19 protein-coding genes are annotated in these 16,886 nt (G+C 68.6%); 2 read left to right on the forward strand and 17 right to left on the reverse strand.

The features are described from left to right. Positions 1-167 precede the first annotated feature (167 nt). Both KX816_12940 and KX816_12945 read left to right on the forward strand, forming a co-directional pair. Positions 168-1,832, forward strand: a complete 1,665-nt coding sequence (locus KX816_12940) for a DEAD/DEAH box helicase (protein ID QXQ05176.1) — start codon at positions 168-170, stop codon at positions 1,830-1,832. Positions 1,833-1,933: 101 nt separating this feature from the next. Then, on the forward strand, positions 1,934-2,737 hold the full coding sequence (locus KX816_12945) for an enoyl-CoA hydratase/isomerase family protein (protein ID QXQ05177.1): 804 nt from the start codon (positions 1,934-1,936) through the stop codon (positions 2,735-2,737). A 70-nt stretch (positions 2,738-2,807) separates the two neighbouring features. Here KX816_12945 and tgt read toward each other — a convergent pair whose 3' ends face one another. The 17 genes from tgt to KX816_13030 form a co-directional block, all read right to left on the reverse strand. Continuing rightward, positions 2,808-4,004 carry a tRNA guanosine(34) transglycosylase Tgt gene (gene tgt / locus KX816_12950; GenBank protein QXQ05178.1) on the reverse strand — a complete coding sequence of 399 codons (1,197 nt, stop codon included), beginning with the start codon at positions 4,002-4,004 and terminating at the stop codon, positions 2,808-2,810. A gap of 4 nt (positions 4,005-4,008) precedes the next feature. Next, a complete protein-coding gene (locus tag KX816_12955) occupies positions 4,009-4,497 on the reverse strand; it encodes a GNAT family N-acetyltransferase (GenBank protein ID QXQ05179.1) in 489 nt (162 codons plus the stop codon). Further along, positions 4,497-5,525, reverse strand: coding sequence for a tRNA preQ1(34) S-adenosylmethionine ribosyltransferase-isomerase QueA (queA, locus tag KX816_12960; GenBank protein ID QXQ05180.1), 1,029 nt, complete (start codon positions 5,523-5,525; stop codon positions 4,497-4,499). The genes KX816_12955 and queA overlap by 1 nt, the downstream gene beginning before the upstream one ends. A 137-nt stretch (positions 5,526-5,662) precedes the next feature. Next, positions 5,663-6,433, reverse strand: coding sequence for a peptidylprolyl isomerase (locus KX816_12965; GenBank protein QXQ05181.1), 771 nt, complete (start codon positions 6,431-6,433; stop codon positions 5,663-5,665). Between the two features lie 41 nt (positions 6,434-6,474). Next, entirely contained in the window at positions 6,475-6,981 is a 507-nt protein-coding gene (coaD, locus tag KX816_12970) for a pantetheine-phosphate adenylyltransferase (GenBank protein QXQ05182.1), read from the reverse strand. Between the two features lie 21 nt (positions 6,982-7,002). After that, a complete protein-coding gene (locus KX816_12975) occupies positions 7,003-7,917 on the reverse strand; it encodes a polyprenyl synthetase family protein (GenBank protein ID QXQ05183.1) in 915 nt (304 codons plus the stop codon). Then, positions 7,917-8,162 carry an exodeoxyribonuclease VII small subunit gene (locus KX816_12980; GenBank protein ID QXQ05184.1) on the reverse strand — a complete coding sequence of 82 codons (246 nt, stop codon included), beginning with the start codon at positions 8,160-8,162 and terminating at the stop codon, positions 7,917-7,919. The genes KX816_12975 and KX816_12980 overlap by 1 nt, the downstream gene beginning before the upstream one ends. A 56-nt stretch (positions 8,163-8,218) precedes the next feature. Further along, on the reverse strand, positions 8,219-8,857 hold the full coding sequence (locus KX816_12985; GenBank protein ID QXQ05185.1) for a glutathione S-transferase family protein: 639 nt from the start codon (positions 8,855-8,857) through the stop codon (positions 8,219-8,221). Further along, positions 8,854-10,521: an AMP-binding protein gene (locus KX816_12990; GenBank protein ID QXQ05186.1), complete on the reverse strand. Its 1,668-nt coding sequence runs from the start codon at positions 10,519-10,521 to the stop codon at positions 8,854-8,856. Before KX816_12990 ends, KX816_12985 begins: the two co-directional genes overlap by 4 nt. Beyond that, the gene (locus tag KX816_12995; GenBank protein ID QXQ05187.1) at positions 10,518-11,591 is read right to left on the reverse strand and encodes an MBL fold metallo-hydrolase; all 1,074 of its coding nucleotides are present in this window, start codon (positions 11,589-11,591) and stop codon (positions 10,518-10,520) included. The genes KX816_12990 and KX816_12995 overlap by 4 nt, the downstream gene beginning before the upstream one ends. Positions 11,592-11,671: 80 nt before the next feature. After that, positions 11,672-12,463, reverse strand: coding sequence for a LysR family transcriptional regulator (locus KX816_13000; GenBank protein ID QXQ05188.1), 792 nt, complete (start codon positions 12,461-12,463; stop codon positions 11,672-11,674). Then, on the reverse strand, positions 12,464-12,868 hold the full coding sequence (gene apaG / locus KX816_13005) for a Co2+/Mg2+ efflux protein ApaG (protein QXQ05189.1): 405 nt from the start codon (positions 12,866-12,868) through the stop codon (positions 12,464-12,466). It lies immediately after the preceding gene. Beyond that, positions 12,868-14,073, reverse strand: coding sequence for an O-succinylhomoserine sulfhydrylase (metZ, locus tag KX816_13010; GenBank protein ID QXQ05190.1), 1,206 nt, complete (start codon positions 14,071-14,073; stop codon positions 12,868-12,870). The genes apaG and metZ overlap by 1 nt, the downstream gene beginning before the upstream one ends. 29 nt (positions 14,074-14,102) lie before the next feature. Then, positions 14,103-14,612 carry a 2'-5' RNA ligase family protein gene (locus KX816_13015; GenBank protein ID QXQ05191.1) on the reverse strand — a complete coding sequence of 170 codons (510 nt, stop codon included), beginning with the start codon at positions 14,610-14,612 and terminating at the stop codon, positions 14,103-14,105. Between the two features lie 19 nt (positions 14,613-14,631). Next, the gene (locus KX816_13020; GenBank protein QXQ05192.1) at positions 14,632-14,961 is read right to left on the reverse strand and encodes a PRC-barrel domain-containing protein; all 330 of its coding nucleotides are present in this window, start codon (positions 14,959-14,961) and stop codon (positions 14,632-14,634) included. Then, entirely contained in the window at positions 14,958-15,257 is a 300-nt protein-coding gene (locus tag KX816_13025) for a hypothetical protein (GenBank protein QXQ05193.1), read from the reverse strand. Before KX816_13025 ends, KX816_13020 begins: the two co-directional genes overlap by 4 nt. 35 nt (positions 15,258-15,292) lie before the next feature. Continuing rightward, positions 15,293-16,759 carry an aldehyde dehydrogenase family protein gene (locus tag KX816_13030; GenBank protein ID QXQ05194.1) on the reverse strand — a complete coding sequence of 489 codons (1,467 nt, stop codon included), beginning with the start codon at positions 16,757-16,759 and terminating at the stop codon, positions 15,293-15,295. Positions 16,760-16,886: the final 127 nt, after the last annotated feature.

Here is a 16,886-nt window from a genome sequence, read left to right on the forward strand (position 1 = left end):
GTTCGCAGCTCGATCGACCGAGGGCGGGGAGCAATCCCCGCCCTTTGTTCATGGGCCGGGAGCTTTGTTTTTTGCCGTACCGAGCGTACAAGATTGACTTTCACGCCGAAGTTTGAGCAAGCGCAGCACGGCTGTGCGCTTTTCGCTGGCCAGGTCCTAGGATCCGCATGAGTTTCGAAGCCCTCGGCCTGTCGGAGGAATTACTCCGCGCCGTAGAAGACAGCGGCTACACGACCCCGTCGCCGATCCAAGCGCAGGCGATTCCGTCGGTCCTGATGGGCCGCGACATCATCGGCGTGGCGCAAACCGGGACCGGCAAGACCGCGTCGTTCGTGCTGCCGATGATCGACATCCTCGCCGGCAGCCGCAGCCGAGCCCGCATGCCGCGCTCGCTGATCCTCGAACCGACCCGCGAGCTCGCCCAGCAGGTCAGCGAGAATTTCGACAAATACGGCAAATATCACAAGCTGAGCATGGCGCTGCTGATCGGCGGCGTCTCGATGGGCGACCAGCTCGCGGCACTCGAGAAGGGCGTTGACGTCCTGATCGCCACCCCGGGCCGCCTGATGGACCTGTTTGGCCGCGGTAAGATCATGCTCAACCAGTGCGCCTTGCTGGTCATCGACGAAGCCGACCGCATGCTCGACATGGGCTTCATCCCCGACATCGAGGAAATCTGCACCAAGCTGCCCAAGGAGCGGCAGACCCTGCTGTTCTCGGCAACGATGCCGGGGCCGATCAAGAAGCTTGCCGACCGCTTCATGACCGATCCCAAGATGATCGAGGTTGCGCGGCCAGCGCAGTCGAACGTCCTCATCTCTCAGTTCGTCGTCGAGACCACCCCGCGCGGCAAGCGCGAGACGCTGCGCAAGCTGCTTCGTGACCCTGAGGTCAAAAACGCCATCGTCTTCTGCAACCGCAAGCGCGACGTGCGCGAGCTCGCCGACGTGCTCAAGAAGGCTGGCCTCGCCGCCGGCCAGATCCACGGCGACATGGACCAGGGCGACCGCATCCGCGAGCTCGACCGCTTCAAGTCCGGCGAAATCCTGATCCTGGTCGCCTCCGACGTCGCGGCACGCGGCCTCGACGTGCCTGGCGTCAGCCACGTCATCAACTACGACGTCCCCCACCACGCCGAGGATTATGTCCACCGCATCGGCCGCACCGGCCGTGCCGGGCGCACCGGTATCGCCTACACGCTGCTGACCCCCGACGAGGAGGAGAACCTCCGCGAAGTTGAAAAGCTGATCAGCCACAAGGTGCCCCGCCACGGTGCCGTCGCCGCTGCCCCTGCCGAGGTCGAGGCCGCTGCCGAGGTTATTGCGGTGCCGAGCGACGCGGTCGAGGATGCGGACGATTTCGAGGCTGCGCCCGAGCGCGCGGTCGAAGGCGCCGGTTCCGACACCGAGGCACGGCAGCCCGGTGATCCCGAGCGCAAGCGCCGCCGCCGTCGTGGCGGCAAGGGCCGCAAGCCGGCTGGCGAGCGTGCCGATGCCCCCGAGGCCGCTACAGTCGACACCGAGCGCCAGCCCGCCGCGCGCGAAGCCCGTGAGCCACGCGAGGCGCGCGAACCGCGTGAACCGCGTGAACCGCGCGAGCCACGCAACGAACCCCGCGAAGCACGCCCCGAGCCCCGCGAAGCACGTACCGAGTCCCGCGAAGCCCGTGCCCCCGAATCGCGCTCCGATCGCGGCCCGCCGCGTGAGCGTGGCCGGGAACGCGGCCGCGACGTTGGCCGCCGCGAGGCCCGCGAGGATGCCGAGGACCGCAGCATCATCGGTTTCGGCGAGGAGGGCATCCCCGCTTTCCTGATGTCGAAGGCAACGCTCTAACCTTCGCCTGCCTATGCTCTGGCACTAATAACAGGGCGCGCTCGGCAGCGGCCGTGCTAGACAGTTGACGTACACGTCAACCGTTGGGGAAGCCGCGAGCCATGACCTACGAGCACATCCTGTTCGACGAAGCCGAGGGCGTCGCGACGCTCACCATCAACCGCCCGACGATGCTCAACGCGCTCCACGTCGGCGTGATCGGCGAGATGATCGACGCGGTCGACCGGGTTCGTGACGAGGGCACGGCGCGCGCGCTGCTGATGACTGGGGCCGGCCGCGGCTTCTCGAGCGGAGCCGACCTCGCGGGCGGCGGTGCCGGGGGTGGCGGCAGCAAGCGCTCGGGCCCGGTCGATGCGGGCAAGGTGCTCGAGACCCACTTCAACCCGCTACTCGAGCGGCTGTTCGCGCTGCCGGTGCCGTTCATCACCGCAGTCAACGGCCCCGCCGCGGGTGCCGGTTGCTCGTTTGCGCTGTCGGGCGACATCGTCATCGCCGGAAAGTCGGCGTATTTCCTGCAGGCCTTCATCAACATCGGGCTGGTCCCCGACGTCGGCTCGACGTGGCTGCTGCCGCGCCTCGCCGGCAAGGCCCGCGCGCAGGCGATGATGATGCTCGGCGAGAAGATCCCGGCCGCGACCGCGCTCGACTGGGGCATGATCTACCAGGTCGTCGAGGATGCCGAGCTGATCTCGACCGCGACCGCGGTGGCGCAGAAGCTCGCCAAGGGGCCGACGCGATCCTACGCGCTGATCCGCCAGGGCATCCGCGACTGCCTCGACGTGTCGCTGACCGAGGCGCTGATGGTCGAGCGGCGGAACCAGCGAACGGCGGGCCGGTCGCCGGACTTCGCAGAAGGGGTCAGCGCCTTCCTGCAGAAGCGGCCGGCGGTTTTCACGGGGAAGTAACGCACTACCCTCCCCCGGGGGGAAGGGACAGGTTGCGTCTTCGCAACCAGGGAGAGGGGGCGGGGGCCGCTTACTCGGGATTCCCCCTCCCCTCCCTCTCCCTGGCTGCGAGGGCAGCCGGTCCCTCCCCCTCAAGGGGGGAGGGTAGGTAGCGGGCTCGGAATGCGGTTGCGAAGGCGTCGAGGCGCTTGCCCGCGATCGCGTCCCGCAGGTCCTGCATCAGCACCTCGTAAAACCAGATATTATGCTCGGTCATCAGCATGGCCCCGAGGATCTCGTCGCTACGGACCAGGTGGTGCAGGTAGGCGCGGCTGTTCTGCGCGCAGACTGGGCACGGGCAGCCGGGGTCGAGCGGGCGCTTGTCCTCGGCGAAGCCGGCGTTGCGGATCGCGATCGGGCCGTCGCGGGTGAATGCCTGCCCCGTCCTCCCGGAGCGCGTCGGCAGCACGCAGTCGAACATGTCGACACCGCGCTGGACCGCGCCGACAATATCGTCGGGCTTGCCGACCCCCATCAGGTAGCGCGGGCGGTCGACGGGAAGTTGGTCGCAGGCGAAGTCGAGGACACCGAACATCGCCGCCTGGCCCTCCCCGACCGCGAGGCCGCCGATGGCATAGCCGTCGAAGCCGATGTCGCAGAGCGCGCGCGCCGACGTGCCGCGCAGGCCCTCGTCGAGGCCGCCCTGCTGGATGCCGAACAGGGTCGCCGAGGCTGCATGCTCGCCGCCGCCGTCGAAGGCCGCGCGCGACCGTGCCGCCCAGCGCATCGAGCGCGCCATCGCCGCCTCGACCGCCTCGCGTTCGGCGGGCAGCGCGACGAGCTCGTCGAAAGCCATGACAATATCGCTGCCGAGCAGGCGCTGGATTTCAATCGAGCGCTCCGGCGTGATCAGGTGTTTCGACCCGTCGAGGTGCGAGGCGAAGGCGACCCCCTCCTCCGAGCGCTTGGTGCGCGCCGCAAGGCTCATTACCTGGTAGCCGCCGCTGTCGGTCAGGATCGGCCCAGACCAGCCCATGAACTTGTGCAGCCCGCCGAGCCGCGCCACCCGCTCGGCCCCTGGACGGAGCATCAAATGGTAGGTGTTGCCGAGGATGATGTCCGCCCCGGCCGCGCGGACGTCGGCGGGTCGCATCGCCTTGACGGTCGCGGCGGTGCCGACCGGCATGAAGGCGGGCGTGCGGATGTCGCCGCGCCGGATCGCGATGACGCCGGTACGGGCGGCTCCGTCGGTGGCGGAAATGGTGAAATCGAAGCGTGGTCGAGTCATCGCGTCAGGCTTTAGCGAGTGGAAGCACCCACGTCTCGCCGTGGACCGGAACCCCGAATTCGTGGTGGTCCTCGGTCGCTGTCAGGACGAAACCGGCTTTGGCGTAGAGGGCGCGGGCCGTGAGCAGGTTGCTGTGGGTCCCCAGCTTGAGCTTGCGGTAACCCGACGCGCGCGCGAAGTCGACGCAGCGCGCGATCAACTCGCGGCCGACGCCGAGGCCGCGGACCGCGCTGTCAACGTACATCAGGCGGAGCTGGGCGACTCCCTCGCCCGCATCAAAGCAGAAGATGCTGCCGACGGGCTCTCCGCCTCGCTCGGCGATCCAGCAGTTGCTGCGCCCGGCGACGTGGCGGCGCACGAACTCTCCAGTGACCTCGAGCAGCAGCGCCTCCATGCCACCGCTCCAGCCTTCGGCGGCGGCGTAATAGCGCGTCTGGGCGGTGACGATCGCCCCCATGTCGCCGTAGCCGAACTCGCGGATCTCGACGGTCATCAGGCCCCTCCCGGCAGGAGCAGGCTGGTATCACCGTAGCTGTAGAACCGGTAGCCGGTCGCTACCGCGTGGGCGTAGGCGGCGCGCATCGTGTCGAGGCCCATCATCGCGCTGACCAGCATGAACAGGGTCGAGCGCGGCAGGTGGAAGTTGGTCAGCAGGCCGTCAACGGCGCGGAAGCCGTAGCCGGGCGTGATGAAGATACGGGTGTCGCCGGTCCACGCGCCCGGGCCGGCAGCGGCGGCGCTCTCGAGGCACCGCAGCGAGGTGGTGCCGACCGCGATCACCCGGCCGCCTGCCGCACGTGCAGCAGCGAGGCGTGCGGCAGTGGCGGCATCGAGGCTGCCCCATTCGGCATGCATGCGGTGTTCGTCGGTGTCGTCGGCCTTGACCGGCAGGAAGGTGCCGGCGCCGACGTGGAGGGTCACCGTCTCGCGCCCGATGCCCGCGGCGGCGAGCGCCTCGAATAGCGCCGGGGTGAAGTGCAGGCCGGCGGTCGGCGCGGCGACGGCGCCGGGGGCGGCGGCGTAGAGTGTCTGGTAGTCCTCGGCATCGCGTGCATCGACGGCGCGCTTCGAGGCGATATAGGGCGGCAGCGGCATGGTCCCGGCGCGGGCGAGCGCGGCTTCGAAACTGTCCTCAGAAGCGAAGCGCCAGCGGACCGCACCCTCGTCCGACTTCTCGAGCGCGGTGCCCGTCAGCCCGTGGCCGAAGTCGATGACGTCGCCGGAGACTACCCGACGCGCGTTCCGGACAAAACTCCACCATTCGCGCTCGCCGAGGCGCTGGTGGAGGGTGACGCCGATAGTTGCGTCACCGCGCTTGCCGCTGAGCTGGGCGGGGATGACTCGCGTGTCGTTGAAGACCAGCACATCGCCGCGGCGCAGACGCGACGGCAGGTCGGCGATGCCGAGGTCGGTCATGTGTTCGGGGGTGACCTCGAGGAGCCGTGCGGAGTCGCGAGGGGATGCGGGGCGCAGCGCGATCCGGTCGGCGGGCAAGTCGAAGTCGAAGTCGGAGACGCGCATCTGTTTCTCTGCTCCCATCCCGGTACGGGAGGGGTCGGGGGTGGGACCTGGCATAAGCTCGGCAGACGGAGCCTGCGCAAGACCCTTCCCAAACCTTCCCGTTCCGGGAAGGGGGCCGCTCGATGCTCGACGCTAGCTCAGGGCTTCGGCGGGATCGGGGTCGAAGGTGCCGTTTCTGGAACCGGCGCGGTCGGCGGCGTCGGCGCGGCTGGCGCGGCACCCGGAGCCGGCCCGTCGATCAGCGGGTTCGGCGCGCGGGTCGGGATCGGCGTCCCCGGCGCGGGCGGCGGGACGTTGTCGCTGCCGATCGAGGCCTGGATGATCTTCGAGGGATTGGTCGGCGGCTCGCCGCGCTCGATCGAGTCGACATACTCCATTCCCGAGAACACCCGGCCCCACACCGTGTAGCTGTGGTCGAGCTTCAGCACCGGCTGCAGGACAATATAGAACTGGCTGTTGGCGCTGTCGTTCGAGGCGGCGCGGGCCATCGCGACGGCACCGCGGACGTGCGGCAGGTCGTTGAACTCGGCCTTCAGGTCGGGAAGCTTGGAGCCGCCCTGCCCGGTGCCGGTCGGATCGCCCCCCTGCGCCATGAAACCCTCGATGACACGGTGGAAGACAGTGCCGTCGTAGAAATGCTGGCGAACCAGTGTCTTGATGCGCTCGATGTGCGCCGGGGCTATGTCGGGGCGCATCGCGATGCCGACGCGGCCACCGGTCGACAGGTCGAGGTAAAGCGTGTTGTCGGGCGTCAGCGGCGGGGCCGGCTTGACAACGATGGGCGCCATCTTGGGCAGCGCCTTGGGGGTCGTCGCGACCTCCGGAGCCTTGCCCGGGGGCTGCTGCGCCAGCACCGGCGCAGTGGCCATTGCCGCCACCGCGAAGATCAGCATCAGTCTGTTCATCATGCCCCGCATCTGCCGTCCAATCGATGACGTGGCAATGAACATTACTTGGCGGCGGCTGCAGCGTTCGCCGTGACCCGATCGACGATGTCGACCGCGATCCGTGGCGTCACGAATTTGCGGATGTCGCCGCCATAGACCGCGATCTCCTTGACCAGCCTGGAGGCAATCGGCTGGAGCGCGACGTCGGCCATCAGGAAAACCGTCTCGATGCGGCTGTTGAGCTGCTGGTTCATGCCCGCCATCTGATATTCGTACTCGAAGTCGGCGACCGCCCGGAGCCCGCGGATGATCATCGAGGCGCCCTGCGCCTCGGCGAACTTCATCAGCAGCGCGTCAAACTCGACGACCTTGATGCCCGGCATGCCCTCGGTCTCGCGGCGGACATGGTCGACGCGCTCGGCCAGAGTGAACATCGGCGATTTCGACGGGTTGGTCGCGACCCCGATGACGAGCTGGTCGACTAGCTTGGCACCGCGCCGGATGATGTCCATGTGGCCGAGCGTGACGGGGTCGAACGTCCCCGGATAGACGCCGATGCGGTTGGTCATGGTCGGCCCCCAGTCATCTGGCTAGCGGTCGCGCTCGATCGCGAAGACCGCGATGGCGCGGAGCAGGTCGGCCTCCTGGCCGAAATGCTGGAGGTGTTCGATCGCCTGGTCGATCAGCATCTTGGCCTGGGTCCGGGCCCGCTCGACGCCAAGCAGCGAGACGAACGTCGCCTTGCCGCGGCCGGCGTCCTTGTGGACCGCCTTGCCGGTCGATTCGGCATCGCCCTCGACGTCGAGCAGGTCGTCGGCGATCTGAAACGCCAGGCCGAGGTCGCGGGCATAGCCCCTCAACGGTGTCCGCGACGCCTCGGGAATACGCCCCATGATCGCTCCCGCCTCGAGGCAGAAGCCAATCAGCGCCCCGGTCTTGAGCTGCTGCAGCCGGGTCGTCTCGCCGAGGTCGAAGGGCGTATCCTCGGCCGCCAGGTCCATCATCTGGCCGCCAGCCATGCCCGACGGGCCAGACGCGCGGGCGAGTTCGAGCACGAGCTCGGCGCGGGCGAACGGGTCTTCGTGAGTGGCGGGGTCGGCGAGCACCTCGAAGGCGAAGGCGTGGAGCGAATCGCCCGCCAGCACCGCGGTCGCCTCGTCGAAGGCCTTGTGGACGGTCGGCTTGCCGCGGCGCAGGTCGTCGTCGTCCATGCACGGCAGGTCGTCGTGGATCAGGCTGTAGCAGTGCACCGCCTCGATCGCGATGGCGACGCGCAGCGCGCGCTCACGGTCGACGTGGAACAGATCGCACGCGGCGACCACGAGCAGCGGCCGCATGCGCTTGCCGCCGCCGATGACCGCATGACGCATCGCCTCGTAAAGGCGCGCGCGACCATCGTCGGGAACCGGCAGGAGGCGCTCGAAGCGCTGGTCCATGGTGCGCCCGATCGCGTCGAGCGCGGGCTTCAGACTGATCGAGGCCTGAACCAAGTTCGTCGACGCCATCAGGCCGGATCGAGCGGCTTGAGGCCGATCGCGCGGCCGTCGGCGCTCAGCTGGATCGCCTCAATCCGTGCCGTCGCGCCCGCCAGCTTCTTTTCGCAGTGATCTTTCAGCGTCTGCCCCTCGGTATACAGGTCGATCGATGTCTCGAGCGGCGTGTCGCCGGCCTCGAGACTGTGCACGATGGCCTCGAGACGCTTGAGCGCCGCCTCGAAGCTGAGGTTCTCGATCGAATTGGTGTCGTCCATGCGCGCAACTGATGGACGGACGGTCGGCGAGGGTCAAGCGCGACCCCACACGTGCGTCAGGCTGCCAACGCCTTCTGTTCCCGCGCGACCCACCCAGCGAAGCTCGGTCGCGCGATCATTGCCGCCAGATAAGCAGCCAATTTCGGGTGGCGGTCGGCGCAGGGAGCACAGCCGACGTGGCCGATATTGACGAACGGCGAAGTCACCGCGATGTCGGCCAGCGTCAGTCGGTCGCCGACGAGGAAGCCGCTGGCGGGGATAACGCCTTCCAGATAGTCGAGCAGGGGCGGCATCTCGTTGGCTTCGGCCGCATCGGCCATCGCGAGGTCGCCGGGCTTACCGAGGAAGCGCGGGCTGACGATCCGGTTGAAGAACAATTTGCCGCCGCAGGCCGCGACGATGGTGTCGGCGAACTCGTCGAACCAGATCGTCTGGCCGCGCAGCTTCGGGTCGGCAGGGATCAGTTCGGGCGATGGATGCAGCGCCTCGAGGTAGTGGATGATCGCGCTCGAATCGGCGAGGCGGTAGTCCCCATCCTCGAACGCCGGCATCTTGCGGAACGGACTGGCGGCGAGGAAGCCTGGGTCGGTCGACCCTAGACCGGCGTTCTTGACGGTAAGCTGGATGCCCTTCTCTGCGGCGAACGCCAACACCTTGCGGACGAAAGGCGACATCGAATTTCCGTACAGGATCATGGCGTCTCTCCCCCGACTTTGGCGCGCTCTTCGGCGACCAGTTCCTTGCGGCTGAGCTTGCCGATCATCGTCTTAGGCAGGCTGTCGCGGATCTCCAGCGCCGCCGCGCGCTCGTGCTTACCGATATGCGCGTTCAAGGCGGCGAGCAACATTTCGCAGCTCGCCTCCGCCCCCTCGACCAGCGTCACGAAGGCCTTGGGTCGCTCGCCGAGGCGGAGGTCGGGGATGCCGATGACCAGCGCTTCCCGGACGCGCGGGTCGCGGTACAGGATTTCCTCGAGCACCGATGGAAAGACCTTGAAGCCGCCGACGACGATCATGTCCTTGAGGCGATCGACGACGCTGACATAGCCGTCGGCATCGATGGTGCCGACGTCCCCGGTGCGCAGCCAGCGGATGCCGTCGTGCTCGATGAAGACGTTGGCGGTCTCGACGTCGTGGCCGTGATAGCCCTGCATGATCTGCGGGCCGGAGACGGTGATCTCGCCGGGTTCGCCGTCGGGCGCAGGGCGGGTGCAGTCGTCGTTGTCGACGAGGCGGATGTCGGTCTGCGGAAGCGGCTGCCCGATACTGCCGGGCTTGTTGAGGCCCTTGTACGGGTTGGTCGAGACGACGCCCGAGCTTTCGGTCAGGCCGTAACCCTCGACCACCGTTGCGCCGCTACGCTTCTCGAAAGCGGTCTTCAGCTCCAGCGGCATCGGCGCGCCGCCGGAGATGCAGATGCGCAGGCTCGACAGGTCGACTTTCTCCAGCCCGGGCGCGTCGAGCAGCGCGCGGTACATCGTCGGGACGCCGGGGATGGCGGTGATCTTGTGCTTCGGGATCGCCTTGAGCACCGCCTTCAGCTCGAAGCGCGGCAGCATCACGATCTGCCCGCCGCGATGCATCGTGCGGTTGAGGACGCAGGTGTTCGCGAAGACGTGGAAGAACGGCAGCGCCCCGAGGATGCGGTCGGGCGCGTTCGGCTCCGGGTCGACGGCATCGACCTGCATCGCGTTGACGCTGAGATTTGCGTGGGTCAGCACCGCGCCCTTGGGCGTGCCGGTGGTGCCGCCGGTATACTGGAGCAGAGCGACGTCGCCGGGAGCAACCGCGGGTGGGTTGGCGAGCGGCTTGTGGCGGAGCAGGTCGGCGAAGCGCGTCGTCCCGGCGGGCAACGCGGCGCAGTCCCGGCGCTTGAACAGGCGGTACGCGAGCCCGGTCCAGAACGGCAGCACCTCCGGCAGGTCGCCGACGATCAGCCGCAGGCCTTCAACCGGCGCGATGACATCGTAGAGGGCGCACACGTTGAGCGTCACCATCGTGACAGTGCCACTGTCGGCGACCTGGGCGCGGAGTTCGTCGGTGGTGTAGAGCGGCGAGAAGTTGACCACCGTCGCGCCCGCCAGCATCGCGCCGTAGTAGGCGAAGACGTAGTGCGGGCAGTTCGGCAGGAACAACCCGACCTTGTCGCCCGGTCCGATGCCAAGCGCCGTGAACCCGGCGGCGCTGCGGCGGACCTGGTCCCACGCCTGCGCATAGGTCCAGCGGCGGCCGAGGAATTCGAGGCACGGTGCGTGGGGCGTGCGGGCGGCGGAGTGCGCCAGGAGTTCGGGGACCGGGCACGGATCGAAGCTGCGGTCCCAGCGCCCGGGGTGAGCGTAGCGCGTGGACCACCGGCTCATGCCCGCACGAACCGATCGACCGCTCCGTCACGGTCGCGCACCACCTGCCCGCGGTTCTCGAGCCAGTGCAGGTGCGCCAGCGCTTCGCCCGACGCCATCATGACGTCGTCGCCGACCGGGCGGCGGAAGAGGATGGGGAAGGTCTCGAACACCGTGCGCGGCGTGGCGCAGAACGCTTCCAGCTTTTCGAGCTTGTCGAGGTGGTCGTCGCGGAGCTGGTCGAGCCGGGTGTGCAAGCCATCGAAGGGCTCGTTGTGGGCCGGCAGGACGCGCATCCCGGCGTCGAGGTGGCGCAGCATCTCGATGCTGTCGAGCCAGTCCTTGAGCGGGTCGGCGTCGGGCTCGGTCGGGTAGACCGAGACGTTCGAGGTGATGCGCGGCAGCACCTGGTCGCCGGCGAGCATCAGGCCCGCCTCGTCGCACACCAGGCACGAATGCTCAGGCGAATGGCCGCGCCCGGTGACGATGCGCCACGCCCGTCCGCCGATGGTCAGCACATCACCGTCGCGAATACGCTTGAAGCCGGCGGGGAGCGGCGAGACGGCCTTGCTGAAGCCGCCCCAGCTTCGCGCCTTGAGGGCGTCGAGCCGCTCTTCGGGCCACGCGGCGCGAGCGTAGAACGCGACCGCCTCGGGCGGTGGAGCATCCCGGACGTCGAGGGTCAGGGTCCGCGCCAACAGATACTCGGTGCGCGCGATCTCCAGCGGCAGGCCCCAGCGCTCGCACAGCCAGCCCGCCAGGCCGAGATGATCGGGGTGATAGTGGGTGACGATTACGCGCGTGACCGGCTTGCCCGCCAGCGCCCCGGCGAACAGCCCGGCCCAGGTTTTCTTGCCCTGCCCGGTGTTCAGCCCGGTATCGACGATCGCCCAGCCGTTGCCATCATCGAGCACCCACAGGTTGATGTGGTCGAGGCTGAACGGCAGCGGCATCCGCAGCCAGAATACGCCGGGCGCGACCTCGAACAGCGTGTCGGGCTCGGGGGTGAAGCGACCGTGGGGGTAGTGCAGCCCGCGCCGATCCTCGGGGGTATCAGTCGGGGGCGCGTCGGCGAGGCTCGTGTCCTGCATCGCGCGGGGTGTAGGTTGACGTAAGGGGGAAGTCGAGGGCCGGTCGTTCCGGGAACTCTCTCGTCCTTACGATCAACCGGTTATGCCAGCAGGAACTCGACCAGTGCGCGGACCTTCGCCTGCCGCCACTGCGGGGTCGGGGCGAGGAGCCAATAGGCGTCGGTGGTCGCCTCGGGCTCGCCGATCGCCACGACGCGGCCTGCGGCGAGGTCGGCGGCCGCCAGCGTCGCCGGTACCTGTGCGATGCCGAAGCCGAGCGCCGCCGCGTCCAGCGCGAGACCGGCATCGCCGACCGTCAGTCCGCCCGGTCGCACGTCGCCGGGGTGGACGATGCGCAGTGCATCGGCAGGTGTGCCGGGCGCGCCGACCTCGACCAGCGTCTCGACCGCGATAATCCGCCCGTGAACGCCCTCCTCGGTCGGCTCGCCGCCATAGACCACCGCGAGATCGAGGTTGGCCTGGGTGAAGTCGACGCCGCCATCGTGCGCCGCCAGCACGAAGCGCGTGTCGGCGTGGTCCTTGGCGTACGCTGCGAGCCGGGCCGCGAGCCACTTGGCGGTGAAGTCGCGCGGCGCAGCGATGGTCAGGACCTTCGACCCCTGCGCGTCCTGGAGAATGCGGACCGACTCCTCGAACTGCAGGAACCCGGCACGGAGGGCAGGCAGCGCGAGGCTGGCCTCCGGGGTCAGTTCGAGGTTGCGGGTCATGCGCTTGAACAGCACGACGCCGAGCGTGTCCTCCAGCGCGCGGATCTGCTGGCCGACTGCGGCGGGGGTGACGGCGAGCTCGTCGGCGGCCTTGGTGAACGACAGGTGGCGTGCGGCGGCGTCGAAGACGCGGAGTGCGTTGAGCGGGAGATGGGTGCGCTTCACCTAGTTGAGGCTCGTCCGCGCGTGCGGGCTGTCGAGCGAGAACAGCGGGATCGCGACTTCGAACAGCTCGCCCTCGGCGGCCATCGCGTAGCTGCCGTGCATGGTGCCCGACGGCGTCGTCAGCGGGCAGCCTGAGACATAGTCGTAAGCTCCGCCGGGCGCGATCACCGGCTGGTCGCCGACGACGCCCTCGCCCTGGACCTCCTCGGTGCGGCCGCGACCGTCGGTGATGATCCAGTGCCGCGCGATCAGCTGGACGTCGCGCCTGGAGCCATTCTCGATGCGGATATGATAGGCCCAAACGAAGCGCGCCTGTTCCGGGTCCGACTGGTCGGGCAGGTAGCTCGGGTTGACGCGGACGGTGACGCCCTGCGTGGTTTCCGAATACGGGAAGAACGCTTCCATCACAGGCCTGCTGCTTTGAGTGCGCCTGCCAGATCCTCGATGAGATCGTGCGGGTCCTCGAGTCCGATGGAAAGCCGCAGCATGCCCTCGGTGATCCCCATGCTCTCGCGCACCGCGGCCGAGACGCTGGCGTGGGTAGTTGAGGCGGGGTGGGTCATCAACGAGCGAGAATCGCCCAGGTTGTTCGAAATGTCGATGAGCTGGAGTCCGTCGAGCAAAGCGTGCGCCTGCACCCGGTCCTCGACCCAGATCGCGATGATCGAGCCGCCGCCCGACATCTGGCGCATCGCCAGCGCGTGCTGGGGGTGGCTGGCGAGGCCGGGGTAAAGGAGCTTGGGCACGCGGCCCTCGAGGAAGCTCGCGACGGCGTGCGCGTTCTCGACCATGCGGCGGACGCGGAGGTCCAGCGTCTCCAGCGACTTCAGCAGCACCCACGCGTTGAACGCGCTCAGCACCGGGCCGGTGTGGCGGGCGTAGGCAAGGTAGACGTCGTTGATCCAGCGCTCGGAGCCGAGCACAGCGCCCGCCATGACGCGGCCCTGCCCGTCCATGTGTTTGGTCGCCGAGTAGCAAACGACGTCGGCACCTAGCTGCATCGGCAACTGCAGGATCGGCGAGGCGAAGGCGTTGTCGACCATGACCAGCGCGCCCGCGTCGTGGCCGATGTCGGCGATCGCCTGGATGTCGCAGATGTCGAGCGTCGGATTTGCCGGTGTCTCGAGGAAGAACGCCTTGGTGTTGGGCCGGCGCGCCTTGGCCCAGGCATCGTTGTCGCGACCGTCCACGACAGTCGTCTCGATCCCGAACTTGGGCAGGATGGTGTCGACCAGCACCCGGCACGAGCCGAACAGCGCCTGCCCGGCGACGAGGTGATCGCCTGCCGACAAATGGCTCATCAGCGCCGCGGACATTGCGGCCATCCCGGTGCAGGTAGCGCGCCCGGCCTCGGCGCCCTCGAGCAGGCACAGCCGCTCCTCGAGCATCTGGTTGGTCGGGTTCTGCAGCCGCGTGTAGGTCATGCCGACCGCGGTTCCGGCAAAGCGCGCGGCAGCTTCCCCAGCACTGTCGTAGGCATAGCCGGAGGTCAGGAAGATCGCTTCGGAGGTCTCGCCCCATTCGGAGCGTGCGGTGCCGCCACGCACGGCTTGCGTGGCGGGACGCCAGTGGCGGGTGACGCTGCGGTCCTGTCCGGTGGTACGCTTCATGACGCGGCGGTCTACTCGCCGGGCGGCGGTCAACGCAAGGCGACGGTCTTCAGATGCTCCCACGGGCCGCCGAGATAACGCCACACGTCGATGCCGACGATACGGGAGCGCCACGGCTGGAAGCTCGCCGTCAGCAGCGCCAGCGTCGTGCGCGCCACGGCCGGCTCGACCTTGTTCTGGACGGTGACATGGCCGCGCCAGCCCTGCCGGTCCTGCGGGATCAGCAGCGGTGCCCAGGCATCGGCAAGCTCGGCGCGGATGTGGGCGAGATCCGGACTCTGCAGCGCCAGCGCGACGCCGCGACCGAGCGAGCGGTAGCCGGTGACCTCGACCTCCGGAGCCGGATGGTGGCGCGCGGTGAACTTGAGGCGGTCGACGACGGCCTCGAACTCGGCTCCCGGCAGGTGGTGGAACAGCGAGATGTGTGCGGGGACTTGGTTGAGCGCGACAGGGTAATGGGCGCGGCGCAGGGTCTCGAAGCGCGACGCTGTGTCAGGGTCCGGGCGCGCGGTGAGGATAAGGGGGTGCGGGTCGATCACGTGGCCAGTCTATCGCGGATCACACCGACACCGGCCACGCGTCCTTGTCGAACCCTGCCCGCCCCGCAAACTCCTCAGCGCCCACGTTCAGCGACAGCCGGCCGTTCTCGGGATCCACAGTGAAGTCGCACCAGTCGACGGCGTGGAGCGCCTCGCCGATGCCGAGCATGCCCCCGGTCGCGACGACCACGTAGGCGATGCTCCCCTTACCCGCCGCCAGCATGATTTCGGCGATCTTGCCGAGCTTCTCGCCGTCCCGCCCGTGCACCGCTGCCTCGATCAGCGCACCGGCCGCGACCAGGGTAGCCTGGGCCGCACCGGCGACCGTGGCTTCACCGGGGGGCGTCACCGCTGCCGCCGGAAGACGCGGGCCGAGGCCTCGGTGGCAGCACCGGCGCCCTTCTCGTAGCGCGCCCGGATGCCAAGCCAGCGCCAGATGCCGATGACGTTGACCGCGAACAGGAAGACGTTCTGCCACAGCAGGTTCGGCTGGTTGGTAACCGCGCCGACGACGATCCAGCCAACCGACCCGAGCGTGAAGACGACGAACCCCCAGCCGGTAAAGCGGCTGCCAAGGTTGGCGGCGACCATGACCGCAGCGAGCGTCGTGGCAATCGGGGCGATCCAGTTGGCGGCGGTCTCCATGGCGCGGCGGTAACTGCGACGCGACGCGCCGGTTCCTAGTCCAGCGTCGGCAGCGGCGAGAGGTCGCTGTCCCGGCGGCGGATGACGAGGTTGCGGATCTCGGTCATGTCCTCCATCGCGAAGCGCACGCCTTCGCGACCCAGGCCCGAATCCTTGACGCCGCCATAGGGCATGTTGTCGACGCGGTAGCTGGGCACGTCATTGATGACGACGCCGCCGACCTCGAGCTTGTCCCAGGCCTTCATCATGTTGAACAGGTCGCGGGTAAAGACGCCCGCCTGCAGCCCGAACTTGGAATCGTTGACCTCGCCGAGTGCGGCGTCGAAGTCGGTGAAGGTCGAGAAGATCGCCACCGGGCCGAAGGCTTCCTCGCGGTACAGCTTCGTGTCGCGGCCCACGCCCTCCACCAGCGTCGCCTCGAGCATCGCACCGTCGCGCTTGCCGCCGCACAGGATCGTCGCTCCTGCAACGACCGCCTCGTCGATCCAGCCGCCGAGGCGGGCGGCTTCCTTCACGTCGATCATCGGTCCGATGAAGGTCTTCTCGTCGCGCGGGTTGCCGGCGACGAGCTTGCGGGTCAGGTCGACGAGCTTCGCCTTGAACGCCTCGTAGACGCTGGCGTGGACGATGATGCGCTGGACGCCGATGCACGACTGGCCGGACTGGTAGAACGCCCCGAATACGGTGCGCGCCGCGGCATCGTCGAGGTCGGCGTCCTTGTCGATGATCACCGCCGCGTTGCCGCCGAGCTCGAGCACGACCTTCTTCTTGCCGGCGCGGGCCTTGAGGTCCCAGCCGACATCTGGCGAGCCGGTAAACGACAGCAACTTGAGGCGGTCGTCGGTGGTGAACAGGTCGGCGCCGTCGCGGTGTGCGGGCAGGATCGAGAAGGCGCCCAGCGGCAAGTCGGTCTCCGCCAGCACCTCGCCGATGATCAGCGCACCCAGCGGCGTGCGGCTGGCGGGCTTCATCACGAACGGGCAGCCGACCGCGAGCGCCGGGGCGATCTTGTGCGCGGCGAGGTTGAGCGGGAAGTTGAACGGCGAGATGAAGCTGCACGGCCCGATCGGCACGCGCTTCCACATGCCCAGATAGCCCTTCGCCCGCGCACTGATGTCGAGTGGCTGGACCTCGCCGGTCATCCGCACGCTCTCCTCGGCGGCGATGCGGAAGGTGTCGATCAGGCGGCCGACCTCGCCGCGGCTGTCGTTGAGCGGCTTGCCCGCCTCGATGGTCAGCGCCAGCGCGAGCTCATCCTGGCGCTCGGTGAAGCGGGTGACGCAGTGCGCTAGCACCGCTTGCCGCTCGTATGCGGCCATCCGCGCCATCGCTGGGGCGGCACGGACGGCGGCGGCGATGCCGCGGTCGATGGTGGCGGCATCGGCCAGCGCGACGCGGGTCGCGACCTCGCCGGTGAACTTGTCGGTGACCGCGAGATCAGCGTTCGGCTGCTCGGCGCGGTTGGCGACGTAGAGCGGATAGGTCGGTTGTAGTTCAGGCATCGAGGGTCTCCGCTGGCGACGGTCGCGTCTTTAGCGGAGTGCGGACGCCCGCACCGCGAAAAATGGCGGCGGGCATAAAAATGGCGCGGAGACCGAAGCCTCCGCGCCAAAATTCCGCTCGCGTGGT

Source organism: Sphingosinicellaceae bacterium (genome assembly GCA_019285715.1).
Classification (GTDB): Bacteria; Pseudomonadota; Alphaproteobacteria; order Sphingomonadales; family Sphingomonadaceae; genus Glacieibacterium.

Bases quoted from the DNA above. Each gene is read 5' to 3' on its own strand.
- KX816_12955 (QXQ05179.1), bottom strand. From the start codon at position 4,497: ATGACCGTCGAGATCCGCGAGTTCGGCTACGGCGACATGGGGGCGATC.
- KX816_12940 (QXQ05176.1), top strand. From the start codon at position 168: ATGAGTTTCGAAGCCCTCGGCCTGTCGGAGGAATTACTCCGCGCCGTA.
- coaD (QXQ05182.1), bottom strand. From the start codon at position 6,981: ATGACCAACCGCATCGGCGTCTATCCGGGGACGTTCGACCCCGTCACG.
- metZ (QXQ05190.1), bottom strand. From the start codon at position 14,073: ATGAAGCGTACCACCGGACAGGACCGCAGCGTCACCCGCCACTGGCGT.
- KX816_12985 (QXQ05185.1), bottom strand. From the start codon at position 8,857: ATGATCCTGTACGGAAATTCGATGTCGCCTTTCGTCCGCAAGGTGTTG.
- queA (QXQ05180.1), bottom strand. From the start codon at position 5,525: ATGCGCGTCTCCGACTTCGACTTCGACTTGCCCGCCGACCGGATCGCG.
- tgt (QXQ05178.1), bottom strand. From the start codon at position 4,004: ATGACTCGACCACGCTTCGATTTCACCATTTCCGCCACCGACGGAGCC.
- apaG (QXQ05189.1), bottom strand. From the start codon at position 12,868: ATGGAAGCGTTCTTCCCGTATTCGGAAACCACGCAGGGCGTCACCGTC.
- KX816_12945 (QXQ05177.1), top strand. From the start codon at position 1,934: ATGACCTACGAGCACATCCTGTTCGACGAAGCCGAGGGCGTCGCGACG.
- KX816_12990 (QXQ05186.1), bottom strand. From the start codon at position 10,521: ATGAGCCGGTGGTCCACGCGCTACGCTCACCCCGGGCGCTGGGACCGC.
- KX816_13025 (QXQ05193.1), bottom strand. From the start codon at position 15,257: ATGGAGACCGCCGCCAACTGGATCGCCCCGATTGCCACGACGCTCGCT.
- KX816_12995 (QXQ05187.1), bottom strand. From the start codon at position 11,591: ATGCAGGACACGAGCCTCGCCGACGCGCCCCCGACTGATACCCCCGAG.
- KX816_13030 (QXQ05194.1), bottom strand. From the start codon at position 16,759: ATGCCTGAACTACAACCGACCTATCCGCTCTACGTCGCCAACCGCGCC.
- KX816_12975 (QXQ05183.1), bottom strand. From the start codon at position 7,917: ATGGCGTCGACGAACTTGGTTCAGGCCTCGATCAGTCTGAAGCCCGCG.
- KX816_12980 (QXQ05184.1), bottom strand. From the start codon at position 8,162: ATGGACGACACCAATTCGATCGAGAACCTCAGCTTCGAGGCGGCGCTC.
- KX816_12965 (QXQ05181.1), bottom strand. From the start codon at position 6,433: ATGATGAACAGACTGATGCTGATCTTCGCGGTGGCGGCAATGGCCACT.